Below are 16,534 nucleotides of genomic sequence, written 5' to 3'. Positions count from 1 at the left end.
GGCCAGCCCCCGCCAGGCACGACCGCCGGAACGCAGGTGTTGCGGTGCCCCGCAGCATTCAGCCCTCAGCAGTGGCGCGCACGCACAGGGTTGGTGACCGGGATGCTTACCCGTGTGAGGTCTCGGCTACGTCGACCGCCTCGAAGCCTTCGCGACGCATCCGCTCAGCCCCCCAGGCGCCGAGCGTCCCAAGCGCATGATTGAGTGTGCGCCCTTGCTCGGTCAGGGAGTACTCAACCCGTGGCGGTACCTCGGCGTAAACCTCTCGGTGCACGAGACCGTCCTCCTCCATCTCACGCAGGTGCTGCGTCAGCATCTTCTCGCTCACTCCCGGCAGACCGCGACGGAGCTCGGCGAAGCGGCGTACGCGATGGGCATCGAGTTCCCAGAGGATCAGTCCCTTCCACTTGCCGCTCACCACGTCGAGCGCAGCGTCGATGCCGCAGATGTAAGGCCCGCGTCTCGGCGCCTTGGCCATCACTGATCCCCCTTACGAAAAGGTAAGTACCGCAGAAAATAGTAGGTACTTCCGAGAGTGGCGTCACTCTCCGAGCATGGAGGGGTGAACGAACGACAGCACCACACCACCAGGCAACACAGCGCCGTCACCGTGATCGGGCTCGGCCCGATGGGCCAGGCGATGACCCGCACCCTCCTCACCGCCGGCCACCCGGTCACCGTCTGGAACCGCACCGCCAGCCGGGCCGACGGCGTCGTCGCCGACGGAGCAACGCTCGCGGCGACACCCGGCGAAGCGGTCGAAGCGAGCGACCTCGTGATCCTCAGCCTCACCGACTACCAGGCGATGTACGACATCCTCGACAGCGCCACCGCATCGCTCGCCGGCCGGACGCTGGTCAACCTGAGCTCCGATACTCCTGACCGCTCACGCCAGGCGGCGACCTGGGCGGCGGGTCACCACGCCGCCTTCCTCACCGGAGGTGTCATGGTCCCCGCGCCGATGGTCGGCACGGAGGCAGCCCATGTCTACTACAGCGGCCGCGGCCAAGTGCTGGAGAGCCACCTGGCGGCGCTGACACTGCTGGGAACACCAAAGCATCTGGGCGAAGACCCGGGCCTCGCCCAGATGATGTATCAAGCCCAACTCGCCGTGTTCCTCACCACCTTGTCCGGACTGATGCACGCCACCGCGATGCTGGGTACCGCAGGAATGACGGCCAGGGAAGCGCTGCCGGAGTTGCTCGCCTCCGCTGACTCGATCGGCGACATCCTGAGGGCTGGTGAAGAGACCCCCGGCACCGCACTGGATGCCGGAAAACATCCCGGCGACCTCAGCACGGTCACCATGATGGGCGCGACGTCCGACCACATCGTCGAGACGAGCACGTCACTCGGCCTCGACCTCGCGCTCCCCCTGGCCGTGCAGGCCCACTACCGGCGCGCGATCGAGAACGGACACGGCAGCGACAACTGGACCCGCATCATCGACAGCATCCGAGGACCGCGCTGAGGGTGGGTTGCGACGTCCCCCCGACGGTCACGATCCTGCTGGCCCTTGGCCTGTAGACGGCGGCCTTGCAGCGGGCGGGCATTGCCGCCGGGCGGTTCGTCAGCGAAGACCGTCCGTCCCATGGCGTTGCCCCTTGCTCACATCCGCCAAGTGACTATCCCACCTTGACGAGCTGCCGGCCCGCTCCACGGAAGCACTGAGGCGCACGACATACCCATCCCCTTCTACCAGGGGCCCGACCGCCTAGCTGCAGCACGTGCTGCCGGACACCCCTGGGAGCGCTCAGCGCCTCAACGACTGCACCACGACCGCCGCCGACAGCAGGAGTCCGGCACCAGCCATCACCCTGGCGGCCGTCGGGCGCTCGCGCGGGTCCGCCCCGGTGGCCAGCATGAGCTGCAGCGCCGAGGGGAAGAACAGGAACATCCCGGCCATGGCGCCGATGAACGACCACAGCACCAGCGGCGCCGCGACGGTGCCCGCGACGTAGACGAAGCCGGACGGCCGGGCGTACAGGAACAACGGCACGGAGACCACCGCGGCGGTCGCGAAGGCGAGCACGGGGATGCCGGAACCTGCGGACCACACGGTCAGCACCGGTAGGGGGGTGACCACGGCGCACAGCACGAGGCCGAACTGCCATGGATGAATACTCGCTCGCGCAGCGGCCTGCATGACCAACCCCCGGACCTGGTGACTTGAACGCGTTCAAGCTACCGGATCCGGGGGCGTGCTACGTCAGCGGGTGCCCCGGCCAGCCGGACAGCAGGTCAGCGCCCCAACCGCTACTCCGCGTGCCAACAGCAACGCCCAGCGGGGCCGACTCGAGCACTAAGGGGCAAACTCAGCCGCTCAGTCTCAACATCATCTAGGGTCCGAGGAACGGGCATATCGGGTCGGTTGAGATCGAGAAAAGCCCGTACGGCTCTCTGGCGGCCTCTCGTGTGATCCCGGGTCAGATCCCTTGGGCACTCGGCGGAACGGCCGCCCAGAGGCCGATTCCGAGGGTCGCTTTTCTTCGAGTATGCGAAAAATGGGGGGAGTCTTCTGGGGTGCTGTCTGGTGCTGTCCCCTCTCACTGATTCCGTGACCGGATTCTCAGCGAACTTTGACCGCCGGTCAGCTGGGCTGTGCGTGGCATCCCAGTACGGCTCGCCCCGCGGCTGGTGAAGCACCCGCCTCGACGGCACTGGGAAGCACGGTTGCCGGGACAGGTGTCGGCCGAAGGTCCTGCCATCGGCGATAGGGCCCATGACTTGCTCCCGACCATGCCGGCCGAGACGACTGGTGATCGGGGCCACCGGCACAGACCCTCGGGAAATCACGTCGACGCGCCCAGCAGACTCCCCCCGCGTGATCGCCGTCAGCAGCAGCCCTTGCACGACACCCTCGACGAGGACAGCCGGCCGACGGTCTCCCTCATCCCCGGGATCGGAGTCGAGGGTGACGCGCGCGCCGGGGCCACGGTGCAGAACCCCTGGAAGCCCTCCCCTCGACACCCTTCTGCACATCGGACCTGACGCCGTCATCCGGCTCACCGGACTTCGGACGAGGGGGGCCGTCGGCGGTCGGGGACGGGTTCATCCCCCGTTCGATCGTCCGGACCTCTTCCACGTCCGGCGTCGTCGGGACCGGTCCGGCAGCTCGTCGTCCTCGTCCCCGCGGGTACCGCCGTCGCGAAGCTGGCGCCAGTGCGTGCGGTACAGCACGGCGTAGATCGCCACGGCCAGGGCGAACACCTGCATCCCGAGGCCCAGCGCCAAGAAGGACTGCTCGCTCGCCATGGCGTTCGTCAGGTAGGTGAAGTTCATGCCGAAGAAGCCGGTCAGGAACGACAGCGGCAGGAAGATCACCGAGGCGATGGCGAGCTTGTTGATGACGAGGTTCTGCTGGTCAGCGACGAGGGAGGCGTACGTATCGGCGGCGCGCCGGGTCTCGTCCCGCAGGGACTCGATCTCCACCATCGTGAACCGCACGGTGCGCTCGTGCGCACGGTTGAGCGCCGCCCGCTCCTCCGGGAGCTCGGGGTGCGCCATCCTGCGGTGCGTCAGGAACTCCTCGGCGACGGCGGCATAGGGCAGGAAGGCCCGGTGCAGCTGCGCCGAGCGCCGACGCAGCTCGGCCAAGCGATGTACGTGCTGCGGCCGCCGTTGCTCGAACATCTCCTCCTCGAGTTCCTCCACCTCCAGCAGCGTTCGCGAGGCGGTCCGGCGAAAGCCCTCCACCACACCGTGCAGGAGGAGGAACACCGTCGTCGTCCCGTCCGAGGGCCTGTCCTGCGGCAACTGCTCGAAGAAAGCCTCGATAAGGGCCACTCGACCGTGATGGGCCAGGATGAGGTGCTGCTCGTCGGCGAGGACGTGCATGTGGGTGATGTCCGCGCCGTCGGTCACCGGCACGACGCAGCCGACGGTGCCCTCGTAGTACTCGGCCCGCACGGGTTCGTCCCGCCCGCCGAACCACTCCCACCGCTTGTGGGGCAGTCCCAACAGGCGGGACAGCGGCTGCTCGTCGGACGGGGGGTCTTCGCCTGGGTCGATGTCCACGATCAGGAGATCGGGGCCTGCGAGCTGTTCCCGGGCCTCGGACAACGTTGTGCGAGTGACGACGCCCTCCGGCACCGACACCACCGATACGATCATCGCGCCTCACCCAGGATGACAGTGTGCTGCCGGGGAGCGGGACACCCCGACTCCCTGCTTGCTCCTCCCGGCCGCGCTCCGCAAGCAAGGCGAGACACCTCGGCCCCCGAGGCGCAACGTCCGGCACGCTACCATCCGGGACCGGGCGGGCCGTGGTGGCGACGCGACCACCGGGTCGTCGGCTGAGGGACGACATCACCCGGCTCCGCCGTGCACCCCCGCCGCCCGGCTCACCGGCCCCGTGCCCGCAGCCCACCGCCCCGAGGGCGTCCGGCTAGCGGGCCGGCTGTCGCGGCTGGTTCAGCCCAGGGGTAGGTGCAGGCAGGACTCGCCCCCGGGCGGCGATCCGATGAGGGTCGTGCTGCCCTCGACGGTCGCGTGGGAGTAGAGCTGGTGCCTGCTGTTCACCACCAATGCCAGGCGGTGGCCCGTCGGCACGTCGTAGGCGGCGGCCTGGAGGTCCCATGTGATGGTGACGTCCTGGCCGGGGACGAGGTCGGACAGCATGTACGGCTCGTGGGTGATGATCCGCGCGGTGGAGTTCGGGCTCGGCGATGATCGCCCGGTGCAGGCGGCCGGCAACGCCCGGGTCGGCCAGGGCTCGGGTGAGCACGGCACCGCCTGAGGAGAATCCGAGGATGTCGACCTTGCCCTTGTCCAGCCGGTCGACGAAGGCTGCGAGGTCACGGACCGATCTGGAGATCGTGTACTGGCCTATGGGTAGCAGGTCGCTGCGTCCGCCACCGGCCTGTTCATGGGCCGGCTCCGATCTCCACCCGGTGCTCGGTCTGGGAGTGGGGGAGTTCGAGGCCGCGGGACGGGCGACGCCGAGCTCGCGCAGCGACCAGTCGGCGGGCAGGTCCCGCAGCCGCACGGCGAGCGCGGCCGCGACGGCGGGCTGGTGCTCGACGAAGCGGCGCCGCAGGTCATCGGCGGTGGCGACGGGGTCGTGGAAGAGGGGCACAGCTCCGCTCCCTTCCGGTGGCTGGGGAAGAGCAGGCCGTTCGTCCGCGAGGTGATGCGGTCGACGTACTCCTCCTTGTCGAAAGACGAGTCGGCGCGGATCTCCTCGGGGGTACGGGTCCAGTCGGTCATGTCGCCGATCTCGCGGGCACCGCGCAGGGCGTCCTCCCGGGACGGTAAGGCCGCCAGGCCACGGCCGGAGACGTGACCGAGCCGCCAGGGGTTGGGCTCCGTCGGCCCCCTCCCGAAAGCCCGTGGGCGTCTCGTAGAGGTGCAGCCCGGGCACCGGCTGCACCGACGAGACGGTGATGGTGACGAGGGATCCGGGGAACCGCATCTCGCAATGGCTCTCCGGCAGGGCGGAGCCGTGCGGGTCGATCTCGGGATGGGTGTACCGGATCGGCTTGCCCAGGGCCCGGGCGTAGTCGATCTCCGAGCGGGTGGAGTCCCCGATGTAGTCACCGACGATCAGCACCTCGTCGGCGATTGCGGATCTTCGCGCGGTGCAGCTTGTCGAGGCGGTACTTCATATCCTCCGCGTCCGCCGGGTCGGCCCACGGCGCGTGCGGCTCCTTCAAGTTGCAGCCCGGGCGGACAACGATCCGGCCGGCGACGGTCTCCTGGAGGTCCGCCTCGGCCATCTGCGTCATGAAGCGGGTGGACCCGCAGATGGCGACGATGACCGGCAGGCCGAGACCCCGCTTCGCGGAGACGAGGTGCTGTTCGGGGGTGAGTAACTGCGGGTGCGACACAGGGTTTCCGTTCTCCGGGTGGTGGCGGGTCCTGTTGGTCAGCTGCCGAGCTGCTCGAAGGCCTGCCGGAAGACGGCCACGTTCTCGGGAGTCATCACGTACGCCTCGGCCCTCTGCCAGTCGGGGTGCTCGGGGTGGTACCGGGGGGTGATCGGGGCAGGAGTCCCCTCCGACCACCAGCCCCTCCGTACGCCGCGCGGCAGGGCCCGCGAGAGAGCAATGGTCGGTCCTCGCAGCTGGTCCCTGAACTCGCCTCTTAGTTCCTCACCCACTGGGTGGGCAGCCTTCAGCATGTCTTGCTTTGCACTCCAGGGACGACGGTTCAGGAACCGTGGGTGATGGTCACGTGCGGTGATCCGGTGGCGGGGCCGGAAGTGCCGCCGGCCGGGACGAGGTTTGACCCGCCTCCGCCGCCGCCGGGCCCGGCGGCGCCGGGGGTGACCAGGGAGCAGCCTCCGCCTCCGCCGCCGCCGTGCCAGCCGCCGCCGCCACCGCCTCCGCCGAATCCGCCGCCTGTGCCGCCGGTGCCGGGCGTGCCGTCGGTGCCGGCCTTGAAGTCCTCGGGGCAGGCGGCTCCGCCTTTGCCGCCGTGGGTCTGGGTTCCGCCGCCACCCCCGCCGCCGCTGTCAGGTCGCTCGCCGCCGGGCTTCCCGGTGTCGCCGGCGTCTCCGCCGGTGGCCTCGCGGACGGGGCCGGCGATGCTGGAACCGCGTCCGCCGCCCCCGCCGCCGGCGGCGACGATGAGGCGGGGGTCGGTGTGGGGAACGCCGGTCAGGGCACAGCTTGCGCGCGCCGAGTTGCAGGTGCGGATGTCACTGGCACCGCCGCCGCTGCCGCCGGGGCGCTGACCGGTGACGGCTCCGCCGCCCGTGTCGACGTTGACGTAGTAGGTGGTGCCCGGCATCACGGTGAGGGTGGCGGTGACGGTGGCGCCGGTCCCGCCTGCTCCGCCTTCGACTGCGGACTGTCCCGGCTCGCCGGTGGCGGTGACGGTCAGTTGGGTGACGCCGGCCGGGACGACGAACCGCTGGTTGGCGCCGGCGGTGAAGGTCTTGGTGACGGGCGCCGCTGCGGCGGCCGCCGCGGGCACCATGAGGGCCGCCGGCAGCGCCGCGGAGGCGAGCAGGAGCGCGGCCCGTCGGGCTGTGCGCCGAGGGCGCTCGGATCGCTGTGGGGTCAAAGTCACGATGGGGACTCCTGGACAGGGCCGTGCCACCCCTCGGGGCGCGCGCGGGCGTAGGTCGATGGTCTGGCCACTGCGCGGACACGCGGACCGTTCGCCGTGGACCGGCCGGGCCGCAACGGTCAGGCGTCACGCTCTCCTTCAGTCTCCCCGTTTCCCGGTCCGCCCGCCTCCCGGTGTCCCGGGTCCGTCCCGGCGTCCCAGACCGCAAGGACGGAGCGAGGAGGCTCCAAGGACGCGCCTCTCTACGTTGATCAAGACCTCGGCTTGGCGCCCATCGTGTGAATGGATGCTCTGGTGGCGCTGGTTGGTCGTCAGCGGGATTCGGGTGGGTTGCGCCTGGTCTCCCCCTGGGTGTGAGGTGTGATCTTGGGTGCCATGGGGTGGTCAGGCTGCCGTCATGAGGTCGCTAGTGCTCTGACCGGGGAGGTTCACCGGTCCGCGGAGGGCTCGGCACGGCAACTCGCGTGTCGTCTTCCCTTGGCCGGGTGCCCTTGGGGACGGTTCGTCCACGGCCGGCGGTCTTCAGGGCGCTGGGCCATCGGCTCACCAGGCAGGGCGGATCGGTCCCGGCGGTGCAAGGAGTGCCAGGTCGGCGACGAGTTCGCTGAAGCGCGCCTGGCCCAGTACTTCTCGCCACGGTGCGACGGCAGTCCGGGCTGCCTGGTCGGCGGCGCGCGTAGCGGCCCAGCCGGTCTCAGTCAGTCCCAGGAGGCGGGCGCGGGCATCGTGCGGGTGTGGATGCCGCTCTACGTACCCCTTTCGGACCAGCTCCTCGACCAGCTGGGCGGCGGCCTGCTTGGTCACCCCCAGGTGCTCGGCCAGGTCGGCCGTGGTGGCGCCGCCTGCAGAGATGCGGGCGAAGGCGAAGCCGTGTGCGGGTCGTAGGTCCTCGAATCCCTGCTGGGACACGCTGGTGTGGATTTCCTGCACCAGCTGTCCGGAGAGTGCCAGCACGAGTGCGGAGAAGGCCAGGGCGTCGTCCATGGACTTGACTATAACTGGTCAAGCCGCTTGTCTATGTAGACAAGTAGCTTGTCTAGAGGAGGGCAGAACCATGCCGTTCATCCGCAGTGACGAGGCCGTCGTACACGAGATTCACGGTGGACGCTTCGTTTCCTACGTCCGTCCCGACACCGGCAGCCGGGACCTCGCCGCCTGGCGCGTCGAGGTCCCGGCCGCAATGGTGGCGCCAACCCATACGATCAGCGACGAGGAGACCTTCTACGTCCTCTCCGGTCGCCTCAGGCTCACCATCGACGGTGAGAGCGCCGAACTCCGCGCAGGCGATGCGGCAGTGGCACCTGCAGGCTCCGAACTGGCAGTCGCCAATACCACCGACCAGCCCGCCCACATGTGGGTCACCACACGTGTCGGGCTCACCGCCAAACTGGCTGACGGCAACATCATCACCCCGCCCTGGGCTCACTAGTGTGCTGATGACCGCGTAAATTCGCCGGGTTCTCCATGATGCGGTGGCGAGAGGCGCCCGCCCCAGCGGATGCCCTTTCGCTTCGGATGCGGGCGCGTTCCTCGCGTTCGGCGGCCAGGACGTCGCGGTGACGGGCGTTGGCACCGCGCCACGGCAGATAGGCGTGCAGTGCCCGGTCTGCACAGTGTGCTGGGACGGTGGGAGCGGGCGGTAGTGAACTGTCGCAGCGGTCCGAAGTGGCCTCGATGGGGTTCGCCCACGAGGCGTAGGTCGGGGTGAAGCACAGCTCGACCTTGTTCTTCTTCGCCCAGCGGTGGATGCCGGTGCCCTTAGGCGTGCAGTGCCCCGGATCACGCAGATCGGGGTGCCGTCGGGACGGGCGGCGCGGATGGACTTCAGCGCGGCCAGTGTGTTGGCGACGCCCTTCTTGCGCCTGCTGACGCCCCATAGCCGGTCGTCGCCGACCGAGTAGCAGCCGTGGAAGTACCGCACGCGGTGGGTGCGGTGGGTGCGGTGGTAGGTGGCGGGCAGCCGGCCGGGGCGTCTGCGCGCGGCCCGGCCCGAGCCTGCGGTGGGGCGGATGCCGAGCGGGCCGAACTCGTCGAAGGCGAAGACTCGGTCCGGGAAGCGGTCAAGGGCTTCCTCTTTGCCTCGCGGTCGGGGTCCAAGGATTCCTTCCAGGTCTTGGTGCGCTGGAAGGTGACGCCGCGGCGAGCGAGCAGGCAGCGCAACGCCTCGCGGCCGATGAGGATCATCCGGCCGTGTACTTTGCGCAAAGGATCTGGGCGGCCGAACGCCGCGAAGTGCTCGGGCGGGTGTGGGCGAGCGTCAGGCCTGAGGGCTGAGGCTCGTCATGGGAGGGTTGAGGCGGGCGAAGCCTTCCTGGCGTTCGTAGGGGAAGTACGGGTAGGGCGCCGGGCGGTGGCTGGCGGCGTCGAGGCGGGCCATCTGTTCGGTGGTCAGCTCCCATCCGACGGCACCGATGTTCTGCCGCAGTTGCTGCTCGTCGCGGGCGCCGACGAGGACGGTGGAGACGGTCGGGCGGCGCAGCAGCCAGTTGATGGCCACCTGGGGGATGGTCCGGCCGGTGTCCTGCGCGACGTCCTCGAGGGCGTCGACCACGTCGTACAGGTGGCCGTCCTCCACCGGCGGGCCGTAGTCGGCGCTCTGGTGCAGTCGGCTTCTGGCGGGCAGAGGGCGGCCGCGGCGCAGCTTTCCGGTGAGGCGGCCCCAGCCCAGCGGGCTCCAGACCACCGCGCCGACGCCCTGGTCACGGGCAAGGGGCATCAGCTCCCACTCGTAGTCGCGTCCGATGAGGGAGTAGTAGACCTGGTGGGCCGCGTAGCGGGGGTAGCCGTTGCGGTCGGCGACGGACAGGGACTTCATCAGCTGCCAGCCCGCGAAGTTGGAGACCCCGACGTAGCGGACCTTGCCGGAGCGGACGAGCTGGTCGAGGGTGGACAGCACCTCCTCGACGGGGGTGGCGGCGTCGAAGCCGTGGAGCTGGAAGAGGTCGATGCGGTCGGTGTCGAGCCGGCGCAGGGCGTCCTCGACCGCGCCGATCAGGCGGGAGCGGGAGGTGCCGTACTCGCCGGGGCCGTCGCCGGTGGGCAGCCCCGCCTTGGTGGAGAGGATTACCTGGTCGCGCCGGCCCTTCACGGCCCGGCCCAGGACCTCCTCCGAGGCCCCCGCCGAGTAGACGTCCGCGGTGTCGAAGAGCGTGATGCCGGCGTCGAGGCAGATGTCGACGAGCCGGCGCGCCTCCTGCGCATCCGTGCTGCCCCAGGCGCCGAAGACGGGGCCGCGGCCACCGAAGGTGCCGGCGCCGAAGCCGAGGACGGAAACCCTGAGGCCGGACGAACCGAGCTGCTTGTACTCCATGACGGACTCCTTCTGCAGTAATGGAACCGTAGACCCGTTAAGATGGTCTCAACGTAACAGTTGATCGTCGCTAATGGAACCAGGGACCCGTTATGATGCTTCCAAGTGATGCCCCGACACCCGCAGACGGCTCGGGGGACGGGTCCGTCGAGCCGGGGACCGTCCGCCCCGGGGGCCGGACGGCCCGAGTACGGGCCGCCGTCCTGCAGGCAGCCGGCGACATGCTGGCCGAGCAGGGTTTCCACGCGCTGGACCTCGCCGAGGTCGCCCGGCGGGCCGAGGTCGGCAAGACCACCGTGTACCGGCGCTGGGGCACCGTGACCGGCCTGGTCGCCGACCTGCTGACCGACATGGCCGAACAGTCGCTCCCGCGCGCCGACACCGGCTCGCTCGAGCAGGACCTGCTGGCCAACGCCGAGCTCGTCCGACGCACCCTGTCCGACCCGCGCCAAGGCCCCCTGTTCAAGGCCGTCATCGCCGCCGCCACAGGCGACGCCCGGACGGCCGAGGCCCTGCACCGCTTCTACGAGATCCGGGTCGCGGAATGGGCGCACTGCGTCCAGGACGCCATCGCGCGGGGGGAGGTGCCGGAGGGCACCGACGCTGCCGAGGTGGTGCGGGCCGTGTCAGCCCCGCTGTACTACCGGCTGCTGACCACGGACGCTCCCCTGGACGAAGCCGCGGCCCGGCAGGCGGCCGGAGCGGCAACGGCAGCCGCCCGCGCGGGAGCCTTCGCCGGGACGCCGTAGACATCGGCCCCACGCTTCGACGACACCGGCAAGCTCCTGGCCCAGTGCCGGACCAGCGACGATCTGGACGGCTACCACCTGCTGCTGGACCTTCCGGCTGAGCCGGCGACACCGCCGAGACACCGGTCCCAGTGGCCATCGACCCTCAGCCGCAAGAAGCCGGACCGGGCGACGCCTCGGCCGTGGCGAACACATCCGCATCGATGCGCCAGTGCATCACCCTCTGCCCGCCGACACCGACCTGGCCCAAGCGGTCGCCGTCCCGATCCGCGCCCAGCAGGACGCGGTCTGGAACCGGCAGCAGGTCACCAATCAGCTTCGGTCCGGGTCAGTGCGTGGAAGGGCTGGAATCACGGGCTTGGCATCAGGTCAGCGAGTGGAAATGCCGTTACGTCTTCAGCAGGGCGCGACAAGTGCAGCACGGTGTGGAAGTAGCCGTCGGTCTCCTTCCCGTACGGGTCTTCGCCGGCCGCGGTGACCGCGTGGACGGCGTATTGCTGCTCATCCGTGCCCGTGAAACGTCGTTGTCGGAACGGGTGCGCGGTGGCCTTCTCGGTGACCAGGCCGAATGACTCCAGGCATGCGGCGATGGACGTGTATGAGGCGGTGCGCAGCACGAAGGCCGCGACCCACACGGGGTCCTGGGCACAGGCCAGGACCGGTTGGAAGGTGCGGGGTGACAGGAAGGACGACCCTCCGGTGATCGTGATCAGACGGGTCTGCCGCGCGGCGCGGCGCAGAGGTGGAGAGGGAGGCGCGGTTTCGAGGTTCTCGGCGAAGCCTGCCTCGATCAGTCCGACTTCGCGTGCGTAGGAGATGGCGTTCGCCGCCATGTCGAGTCCGATCACGCGAGCCGGGTTTGGGCGCCGACGCGCCGCGTAGTAGCTGCGGTCCCATTCGATCAGTTCGGCTGTGGTGAGGGCGGTGGCGTGCGGCGACGTGTAGTGGGCATAGAGGTCGTCCAGCGTCACGTCGTGGTTGAGGAGGGCGGCGTTGATGCCGTACGAGCAGCAGATGTCCATCACGGTGACCGGTTCTGCCGCGCGGGCCGTCCGCCCGCGGGCCGCGAGCACCCGCCGAAAGACGCTCTGCCCGTGATGCGGGGTCTGGTATTCCAGCGGGCCCAATGCCTGGAAATAGGCCCGGGGATCCGGCTGATCGTAGATGTCGTCGAACGCAGTCATACCCTCTGGGGCGGGCATTTCCGATGGCTGCCGGCCATTGGCAGCGACGTTTGCATGTCCCCGGTTCCGCGCTCCACTCATGCAATTCTCCTCACACAGCCCAGGTCTGCTATCCGGCCAGAATCGGTCATCCCGATGCCGTACAGGAAGAAGGCAGTAACGAAACCGGCCACGCGCCGCACGACTCGCCGTCCAATGGGAACGCCGCACCGAGCACTACGACGCGTTCGTCTCCCTCGCCTGCAGCCTCATATGCTGACGACGCGTCAACAAGCGCGACTCATGATCCTGTTACGAGCTCTTGGGGAAATGGTGGCGAGAAACGGGAACAGAGTCCTGCGGGTGTCGCGCGACGGCGGCCTCCAGTGCCGGCTCGTCGGCCAAGTCAGGGGTAGTAAGACGTCCTGGTTAGCTCCCGTACGGGCGGTCTTCTCGGGGTGCGAAGCGGGCTTGGGCCGCCAGGACGGCTTCTGTGTAGCGTCCCGCCCACGCGCCCATCGCACGGATCGGGCCCAGCAGTGCGACGCCCGCCTCGGTGAGGGAGTAGTCGACGCGTGGCGGGGCCTCGGCGTACGCCTGGCGTGCGACCAGACCGTTGTACTCAAGGCGGCGCAGGGCTTCGTTGAGGACCTTGGGGCTGATCCCGCCGATGCGTGTGATCAACGCGCGTGGCCTCATGGGCCCGCTCTCGCCGAGGATGTACACGATCACGCTGTCCCAGCGGTTCGACAGGACTTCGAAGGCCACCCTCGCCTGGCAGTCCGCGGCGTACTCGCCGCCGCCCAGGTCCTCGCCCATGCCTCGTTCGTCTGCCTGTGCCGCCGTGTCGCTCACGCGATCATCCTGCCCGGCCCGATGCACACCACGTGGTGTGCATCGGCGCGCCTAGCGTCCTTTCCGTCACACCTCGCACGTCTCGCGACACGGACGACAGGAGCAGCACATGCGCATCGGCATTCTTGGTACAGGGGCGATGTCCACGGCCCTCGGCGCGGCCTGGGTACGCGCTGGCCATGACGTTCGGGTGGGCGGGCGGGACACCGAAGCCGCCTCCCGCACCGCCCTGCTCACCGGCGCCTCCGCGCACGGCAGCCTCGCCGAGGCCGTGGCCCACGGCGACGTGGTACTCCTCGCCGTGCCCGCGGGCGCCGCGCCGCAGCTGGCCAAGGAACTGGCCCACCTGCTCGCCGGGCGGACGGTGATCGACTGCACCGTTCCCATGGCGCCGGGCGAGGACGGCCCGGCCCTGACCACGGGCGGCGCCATCTCCGTCGCCCGGCTCATCGCGGAAGCCGCCCCCGGCGCCCATGTGGTGAAGGCGTTCGGGGTGTGCCACGAGAGCATCTGGACCCTGGACCGGCCGCTCTTCGAAGGGTCCCCGCTGGCGGTCCCGTTCTGCACCGACCAGCCAGGCGCCGCCACGCGGGTGGCGGAGATCATCACCTCCATGGACTGCACGCCTCTGCCCTGCGGCGGGCTCGATCGCGCTGCCCTGCTGGAGGCCACTGCCGTCTTCGCCGTCGGCGTCTGGTGGTCAGGCGCCGAGGCCCGCTTCGCGTTCCCGGCCCCGGCCCTGGCCCCGGGGGCCGTCGACGACTAGCCAGGACCTTTCCGGCCCATCCCGCGTGGGGCTGTGGATCGAGTGGGTCTCGCCAGGTCCGTTGCGTTGCGCAGGTGAGCACAACCACGGTCCCGAAGCAAGCACCGAGGCGTTCCCCGAATTCAACGACATCACTATTCCGGATGAGGCGAGTGTTGCCACGGCAGGACAACAGACGTCCTCGACACCCGGCTACAAAGCCACTGGTGACTTTTCTGGTGAGTGGCGGGCCGGTGGTGAGTTTTTCGGTGAGTGCCGGCTGCTGCCGGTGACGGTGCGCGGCGGTGCGCGCGGCCGCCCACCCGGTTCTGGCCTGAGGGAGGAGCGGGGCGTGCGGGCGCGCAGTGTGCGCTGGGGTCAGTTGCGGTCGGGGGTGGTGCTGGGGTCAGTTGCGGTCGGGGGTGGTGCTGGGGTCGAGGGTTCGTCGGCCGGGGACGGCCGGGTGGTTGTCGGTGGCGGCCTGGGCGGGCGCGTTGGCGTCGGTGCCTTCTGCGGCGAGTCGGGCTCGGCGTCCGCCGTGGGGTTCGGTGGCGTGTGTGGTGGGACAGGGTCCGGTGCCCAGTAGGCGGCGTTCGATCATGCGGCCGCTTTCCCGGTGCCTGGTCCGCCCCGGTCAACCGGGGGGAAACCTGGGGGGAAGGCGTATTTCCGGCGGGTCTGCATTTTGCCTGGTCAGACCACCTACATTTCACTGTCATGGAGCGTGAAGGGGGAGGTGGTTGGCAGACAGCGGGCCGTGGTGCGTTGGTCCTGTTCGGTGCTTGTTTCGGGGCAGCGCGCCGAGGTGTCGCACCTCGTACACGTGCCGCCGCCACGCGCCGGCCTCGGTCTCCTCGGTGCGGCTATAGGAGTCGAAGAACGCCACGCGGGCATCCTGCCTGTGGATCATCTGATCGTTGGTTCATGTGTGTCGCTGACTGACGCCCAGTGGGCCCGCATCGAGCCCGTGTTCCCGGACCGGACTCCTCGTTCGGAACGTGAACCGTGGGCCGCTACCCCGCCTGCTTGACGCAGGTCCGGTCCCTCGCCGGCAGCTTGCCGGTGGCCAGGTACCGGTTGACCTGGTCGTCCACGCACACGTTGCCGTAACGCCCGAAGAGGGCGTGCCGGTTGGCACCTTCGAGGGTGACCAGCCTGGAGCTCGGCAGCTGCTTGTGCAGCTCGACGCTTCCCTTGTACGTCGTACGCGGGTCCCCGGTGGCGGCGACGATCAGTGCAGAGACATCGCGCCGCACCCGGGTGGGCTCTTCGCGCGGCGAGTCCCAGAAGGCGCACGGGTTGATGTTGTTGGTCAGAGCGCCGAAAAGCGGGTGCGCGATGCGGTTTCGCTCGATGTCCCGCCAGTAGAGCTCGGGATCGCGCGCGGCGGCGACGTCCCCGCAGATGACGGCGGACTGCGCGCCGGTGGGCTCGCCCTCACCGCGCAGCACGTACCGGAGCTCCGGGACGAGCATCGGCGGCACCGTCGCCGGCCGGCCCTCCGCGGCTTTGGCCAGAGCGGAAACCAGCTCGCCGAACGACGCCCGCGCCGGGGCGGTGTCGTCCGCGATGCCCGAAAAGAGGAGGAGCGGCACCTGGCTGTCGTCGATCCGGAAGGCATCGGCGCCGACGCCGATGGTCAGCGCACCGCGTGCGGCCGCCGCGACGATGCGGTCGACGGCGACGAGCACCTCGGCGCGGCTGCGGCCGAGGCCGTAGGTGTCGTGGTGCTCCGCGGCCCAGGCGGCCCAGTCGGACAGAGCCTTCTCGTTCTCGCGCTCGGTGCCCCTCAGCAGCCGGGGGCGGTAGTCGCTAGGGTTGATCGCCCCGTCCAGCACCATCCGGTCGTGGCGGCCGGGGAACATCTGCGTGTAGACCGTGCCCAAGTACGTACCGTACGAGTAGCCCAGGAAGGAGATCTTCCGCTCGCCGAGCGTGCCGCGGATGACGTCCATGTCGCGGGCCGTGTTGCGGGTGGTGATGTGCGGGAGCACCTCGGCGTCCTTGGCCCGGCACTTGTCGGCGAGGCTCTTCTGCAGGGCGACCTGGCGGTCGAAGCCCGCCCGGCCGGTGCCGGCGGACAGCCAGGTCATGCCGACGGGCAAGCCGCAGTCCAGCGCGGTGCTGCGCCCGATGAAGCGCGGGTCGAAGCCGACGATGTCGTAGCGCGCGCCGACCTCCTTCATCGACGCACGGGCCTGCGGCGGAGACTGGAGCGCGGGACCGCCCGGACCGCCGTTGTTGAGGAGTATCGCGCCGATGCGATGGCGGGTGTCGGTGGCCTTGAGCCGGGAGATCGCCACGGTGATCGTGCGCCCCCGGGGGTCGGCGTAGTCCAGGGGCACGGTCACGTCGGCGCACTGCACGCCCGCCTGGTCCAGATCGCGGCCCGTGGTGTCGTCGGCGCCCTTGATGCAGCTGCCCCAGCCGAGGTGCTGGCGGTAATACCTGTCCAGTCCGGCCCCGGAGCTGTCCTGGGCGGGGGTCTCGGCGGCCGTGGCCAGGACTGGGGAGGACGTGAGGCAGGCGGCGAGGGTGAAGCTCACGGCCAAGGCGCGGCGTGTGGCGGGGCTGACAGTGGCCACGGGGTCTCCTTGAGTATCGTCCGCTTCGTGTGATCGCATGCCCCGAGGCTAGGAACCCGCCCTGGTACGGCACATCACTCGAGGGCACGAGGACCCCCGTCCTGTCCACGCCT

Annotated in this window: 16 protein-coding genes and 4 pseudogenes; 6 read left to right on the top strand and 14 right to left on the bottom strand. The window is 69.8% G+C overall.

Features of this window, described 5'->3' with window-relative positions; genetic code table 11:
* Positions 1-106: 106 nt before the first annotated feature.
* Complete coding sequence (locus OG861_RS32510; RefSeq protein WP_329203279.1) at positions 107-478, bottom strand: winged helix-turn-helix transcriptional regulator; 372 nt, start codon at positions 476-478, stop codon at positions 107-109.
* Positions 479-562: 84 nt separating this feature from the next.
* Between OG861_RS32510 and OG861_RS32505 the strand changes: the two genes are divergently transcribed.
* A complete protein-coding gene (locus tag OG861_RS32505) occupies positions 563-1,471 on the top strand; it encodes an NAD(P)-dependent oxidoreductase (RefSeq protein WP_329203394.1) in 909 nt (302 codons plus the stop codon).
* Positions 1,472-1,753: 282 nt separating this feature from the next.
* Here the strand turns inward: OG861_RS32505 and OG861_RS32500 are convergent, their stop codons facing one another.
* From OG861_RS32500 to OG861_RS32490, 3 genes are all read right to left on the bottom strand, one after another.
* On the bottom strand, positions 1,754-2,146 hold the full coding sequence (locus tag OG861_RS32500) for a hypothetical protein (RefSeq protein WP_329203281.1): 393 nt from the start codon (positions 2,144-2,146) through the stop codon (positions 1,754-1,756).
* A 905-nt stretch (positions 2,147-3,051) separates the two neighbouring features.
* The gene (locus OG861_RS32495) at positions 3,052-4,113 is read right to left on the bottom strand and encodes a magnesium transporter CorA family protein (RefSeq protein WP_329203283.1); all 1,062 of its coding nucleotides are present in this window, start codon (positions 4,111-4,113) and stop codon (positions 3,052-3,054) included.
* 300 nt (positions 4,114-4,413) lie between these two features.
* Complete coding sequence (locus tag OG861_RS32490; protein WP_329203396.1) at positions 4,414-4,800, bottom strand: CocE/NonD family hydrolase C-terminal non-catalytic domain-containing protein; 387 nt, start codon at positions 4,798-4,800, stop codon at positions 4,414-4,416.
* A gap of 214 nt (positions 4,801-5,014) precedes the next feature.
* On the opposite strand from OG861_RS32490, the gene OG861_RS32485 reads away from it, so the two are divergent.
* Positions 5,015-5,284, top strand: a complete 270-nt coding sequence (locus OG861_RS32485; RefSeq protein ID WP_329203399.1) for a hypothetical protein — start codon at positions 5,015-5,017, stop codon at positions 5,282-5,284.
* Between the two features lie 162 nt (positions 5,285-5,446).
* On the opposite strand, the pseudogene OG861_RS32480 reads toward OG861_RS32485, so the two are convergent.
* The 4 genes and pseudogenes from OG861_RS32480 to OG861_RS32465 form a co-directional block, all read right to left on the bottom strand.
* Positions 5,447-5,828 (bottom strand): annotated as a pseudogene (locus OG861_RS32480) (hypothetical protein); the annotation flags it as partial.
* 38 nt (positions 5,829-5,866) lie between these two features.
* Complete coding sequence (locus tag OG861_RS32475) at positions 5,867-6,121, bottom strand: hypothetical protein (RefSeq protein WP_329203285.1); 255 nt, start codon at positions 6,119-6,121, stop codon at positions 5,867-5,869.
* A 29-nt stretch (positions 6,122-6,150) separates the two neighbouring features.
* On the bottom strand, positions 6,151-7,014 hold the full coding sequence (locus OG861_RS32470; RefSeq protein WP_330261994.1) for a hypothetical protein: 864 nt from the start codon (positions 7,012-7,014) through the stop codon (positions 6,151-6,153).
* Between the two features lie 543 nt (positions 7,015-7,557).
* On the bottom strand, positions 7,558-7,998 hold the full coding sequence (locus OG861_RS32465) for a MarR family winged helix-turn-helix transcriptional regulator (RefSeq protein WP_329203290.1): 441 nt from the start codon (positions 7,996-7,998) through the stop codon (positions 7,558-7,560).
* A 70-nt stretch (positions 7,999-8,068) separates the two neighbouring features.
* Here OG861_RS32465 and OG861_RS32460 point away from each other — a divergent pair, with 70 nt between their 5' ends.
* Positions 8,069-8,443, top strand: a complete 375-nt coding sequence (locus OG861_RS32460) for a cupin domain-containing protein (RefSeq protein ID WP_329203292.1) — start codon at positions 8,069-8,071, stop codon at positions 8,441-8,443.
* Here OG861_RS32460 and OG861_RS32455 read toward each other — a convergent pair.
* Positions 8,440-9,252, bottom strand: a pseudogene (locus OG861_RS32455) (hypothetical protein); the annotation flags it as partial. The gene OG861_RS32460 and the pseudogene OG861_RS32455 overlap by 4 nt on opposite strands.
* 19 nt (positions 9,253-9,271) lie before the next feature.
* Positions 9,272-10,324, bottom strand: a complete 1,053-nt coding sequence (locus tag OG861_RS32450; RefSeq protein ID WP_329203294.1) for an aldo/keto reductase — start codon at positions 10,322-10,324, stop codon at positions 9,272-9,274.
* Between the two features lie 92 nt (positions 10,325-10,416).
* On the opposite strand from OG861_RS32450, the gene OG861_RS32445 reads away from it, so the two are divergent.
* Entirely contained in the window at positions 10,417-11,073 is a 657-nt protein-coding gene (locus OG861_RS32445; protein ID WP_329203296.1) for a TetR/AcrR family transcriptional regulator, read from the top strand.
* Between the two features lie 18 nt (positions 11,074-11,091).
* Positions 11,092-11,398 (top strand): annotated as a pseudogene (locus OG861_RS34405) (IS110 family transposase); the annotation flags it as partial.
* Between the two features lie 25 nt (positions 11,399-11,423).
* Here OG861_RS34405 and OG861_RS32440 read toward each other — a convergent pair.
* Complete coding sequence (locus tag OG861_RS32440; RefSeq protein ID WP_329203298.1) at positions 11,424-12,257, bottom strand: hypothetical protein; 834 nt, start codon at positions 12,255-12,257, stop codon at positions 11,424-11,426.
* A gap of 408 nt (positions 12,258-12,665) precedes the next feature.
* Positions 12,666-13,055, bottom strand: coding sequence for a winged helix-turn-helix transcriptional regulator (locus OG861_RS32435; RefSeq protein WP_329203398.1), 390 nt, complete (start codon positions 13,053-13,055; stop codon positions 12,666-12,668).
* A 142-nt stretch (positions 13,056-13,197) separates the two neighbouring features.
* Here OG861_RS32435 and OG861_RS32430 point away from each other — a divergent pair.
* A pseudogene (locus OG861_RS32430) lies at positions 13,198-13,857 on the top strand (NADPH-dependent F420 reductase); the annotation flags it as partial.
* 385 nt (positions 13,858-14,242) lie between these two features.
* Here OG861_RS32430 and OG861_RS32425 read toward each other — a convergent pair.
* Both OG861_RS32425 and OG861_RS32420 read right to left on the bottom strand, forming a co-directional pair.
* Positions 14,243-14,437 carry a hypothetical protein gene (locus OG861_RS32425; protein ID WP_329203302.1) on the bottom strand — a complete coding sequence of 65 codons (195 nt, stop codon included), beginning with the start codon at positions 14,435-14,437 and terminating at the stop codon, positions 14,243-14,245.
* Between the two features lie 412 nt (positions 14,438-14,849).
* Positions 14,850-16,421, bottom strand: coding sequence for an alpha/beta hydrolase (locus OG861_RS32420; protein WP_329203304.1), 1,572 nt, complete (start codon positions 16,419-16,421; stop codon positions 14,850-14,852).
* Positions 16,422-16,534: the final 113 nt, after the last annotated feature.

The organism is Streptomyces sp. NBC_00539 (genome assembly GCF_036346105.1).
In the GTDB taxonomy this organism is placed as follows: domain Bacteria; phylum Actinomycetota; class Actinomycetes; order Streptomycetales; family Streptomycetaceae; genus Streptomyces.
This window is presented reverse-complemented; position numbering and strand designations above follow the sequence as displayed.

Coding starts and splice junctions, on each gene's coding strand:
- OG861_RS32510 (WP_329203279.1), bottom strand. CDS start 478: ATGGCCAAGGCGCCGAGACGCGGGCCTTACATCTGCGGCATCGACGCT.
- OG861_RS32500 (WP_329203281.1), bottom strand. CDS start 2,146: ATGCAGGCCGCTGCGCGAGCGAGTATTCATCCATGGCAGTTCGGCCTC.
- OG861_RS32495 (WP_329203283.1), bottom strand. CDS start 4,113: ATGATCGTATCGGTGGTGTCGGTGCCGGAGGGCGTCGTCACTCGCACA.
- OG861_RS32475 (WP_329203285.1), bottom strand. CDS start 6,121: ATGCTGAAGGCTGCCCACCCAGTGGGTGAGGAACTAAGAGGCGAGTTC.
- OG861_RS32465 (WP_329203290.1), bottom strand. CDS start 7,998: ATGGACGACGCCCTGGCCTTCTCCGCACTCGTGCTGGCACTCTCCGGA.
- OG861_RS32460 (WP_329203292.1), top strand. CDS start 8,069: ATGCCGTTCATCCGCAGTGACGAGGCCGTCGTACACGAGATTCACGGT.
- OG861_RS32450 (WP_329203294.1), bottom strand. CDS start 10,324: ATGGAGTACAAGCAGCTCGGTTCGTCCGGCCTCAGGGTTTCCGTCCTC.
- OG861_RS32445 (WP_329203296.1), top strand. CDS start 10,417: ATGATGCTTCCAAGTGATGCCCCGACACCCGCAGACGGCTCGGGGGAC.
- OG861_RS32440 (WP_329203298.1), bottom strand. CDS start 12,257: ATGACTGCGTTCGACGACATCTACGATCAGCCGGATCCCCGGGCCTAT.
- OG861_RS32435 (WP_329203398.1), bottom strand. CDS start 13,055: ATGGGCGAGGACCTGGGCGGCGGCGAGTACGCCGCGGACTGCCAGGCG.
- OG861_RS32425 (WP_329203302.1), bottom strand. CDS start 14,437: ATGATCGAACGCCGCCTACTGGGCACCGGACCCTGTCCCACCACACAC.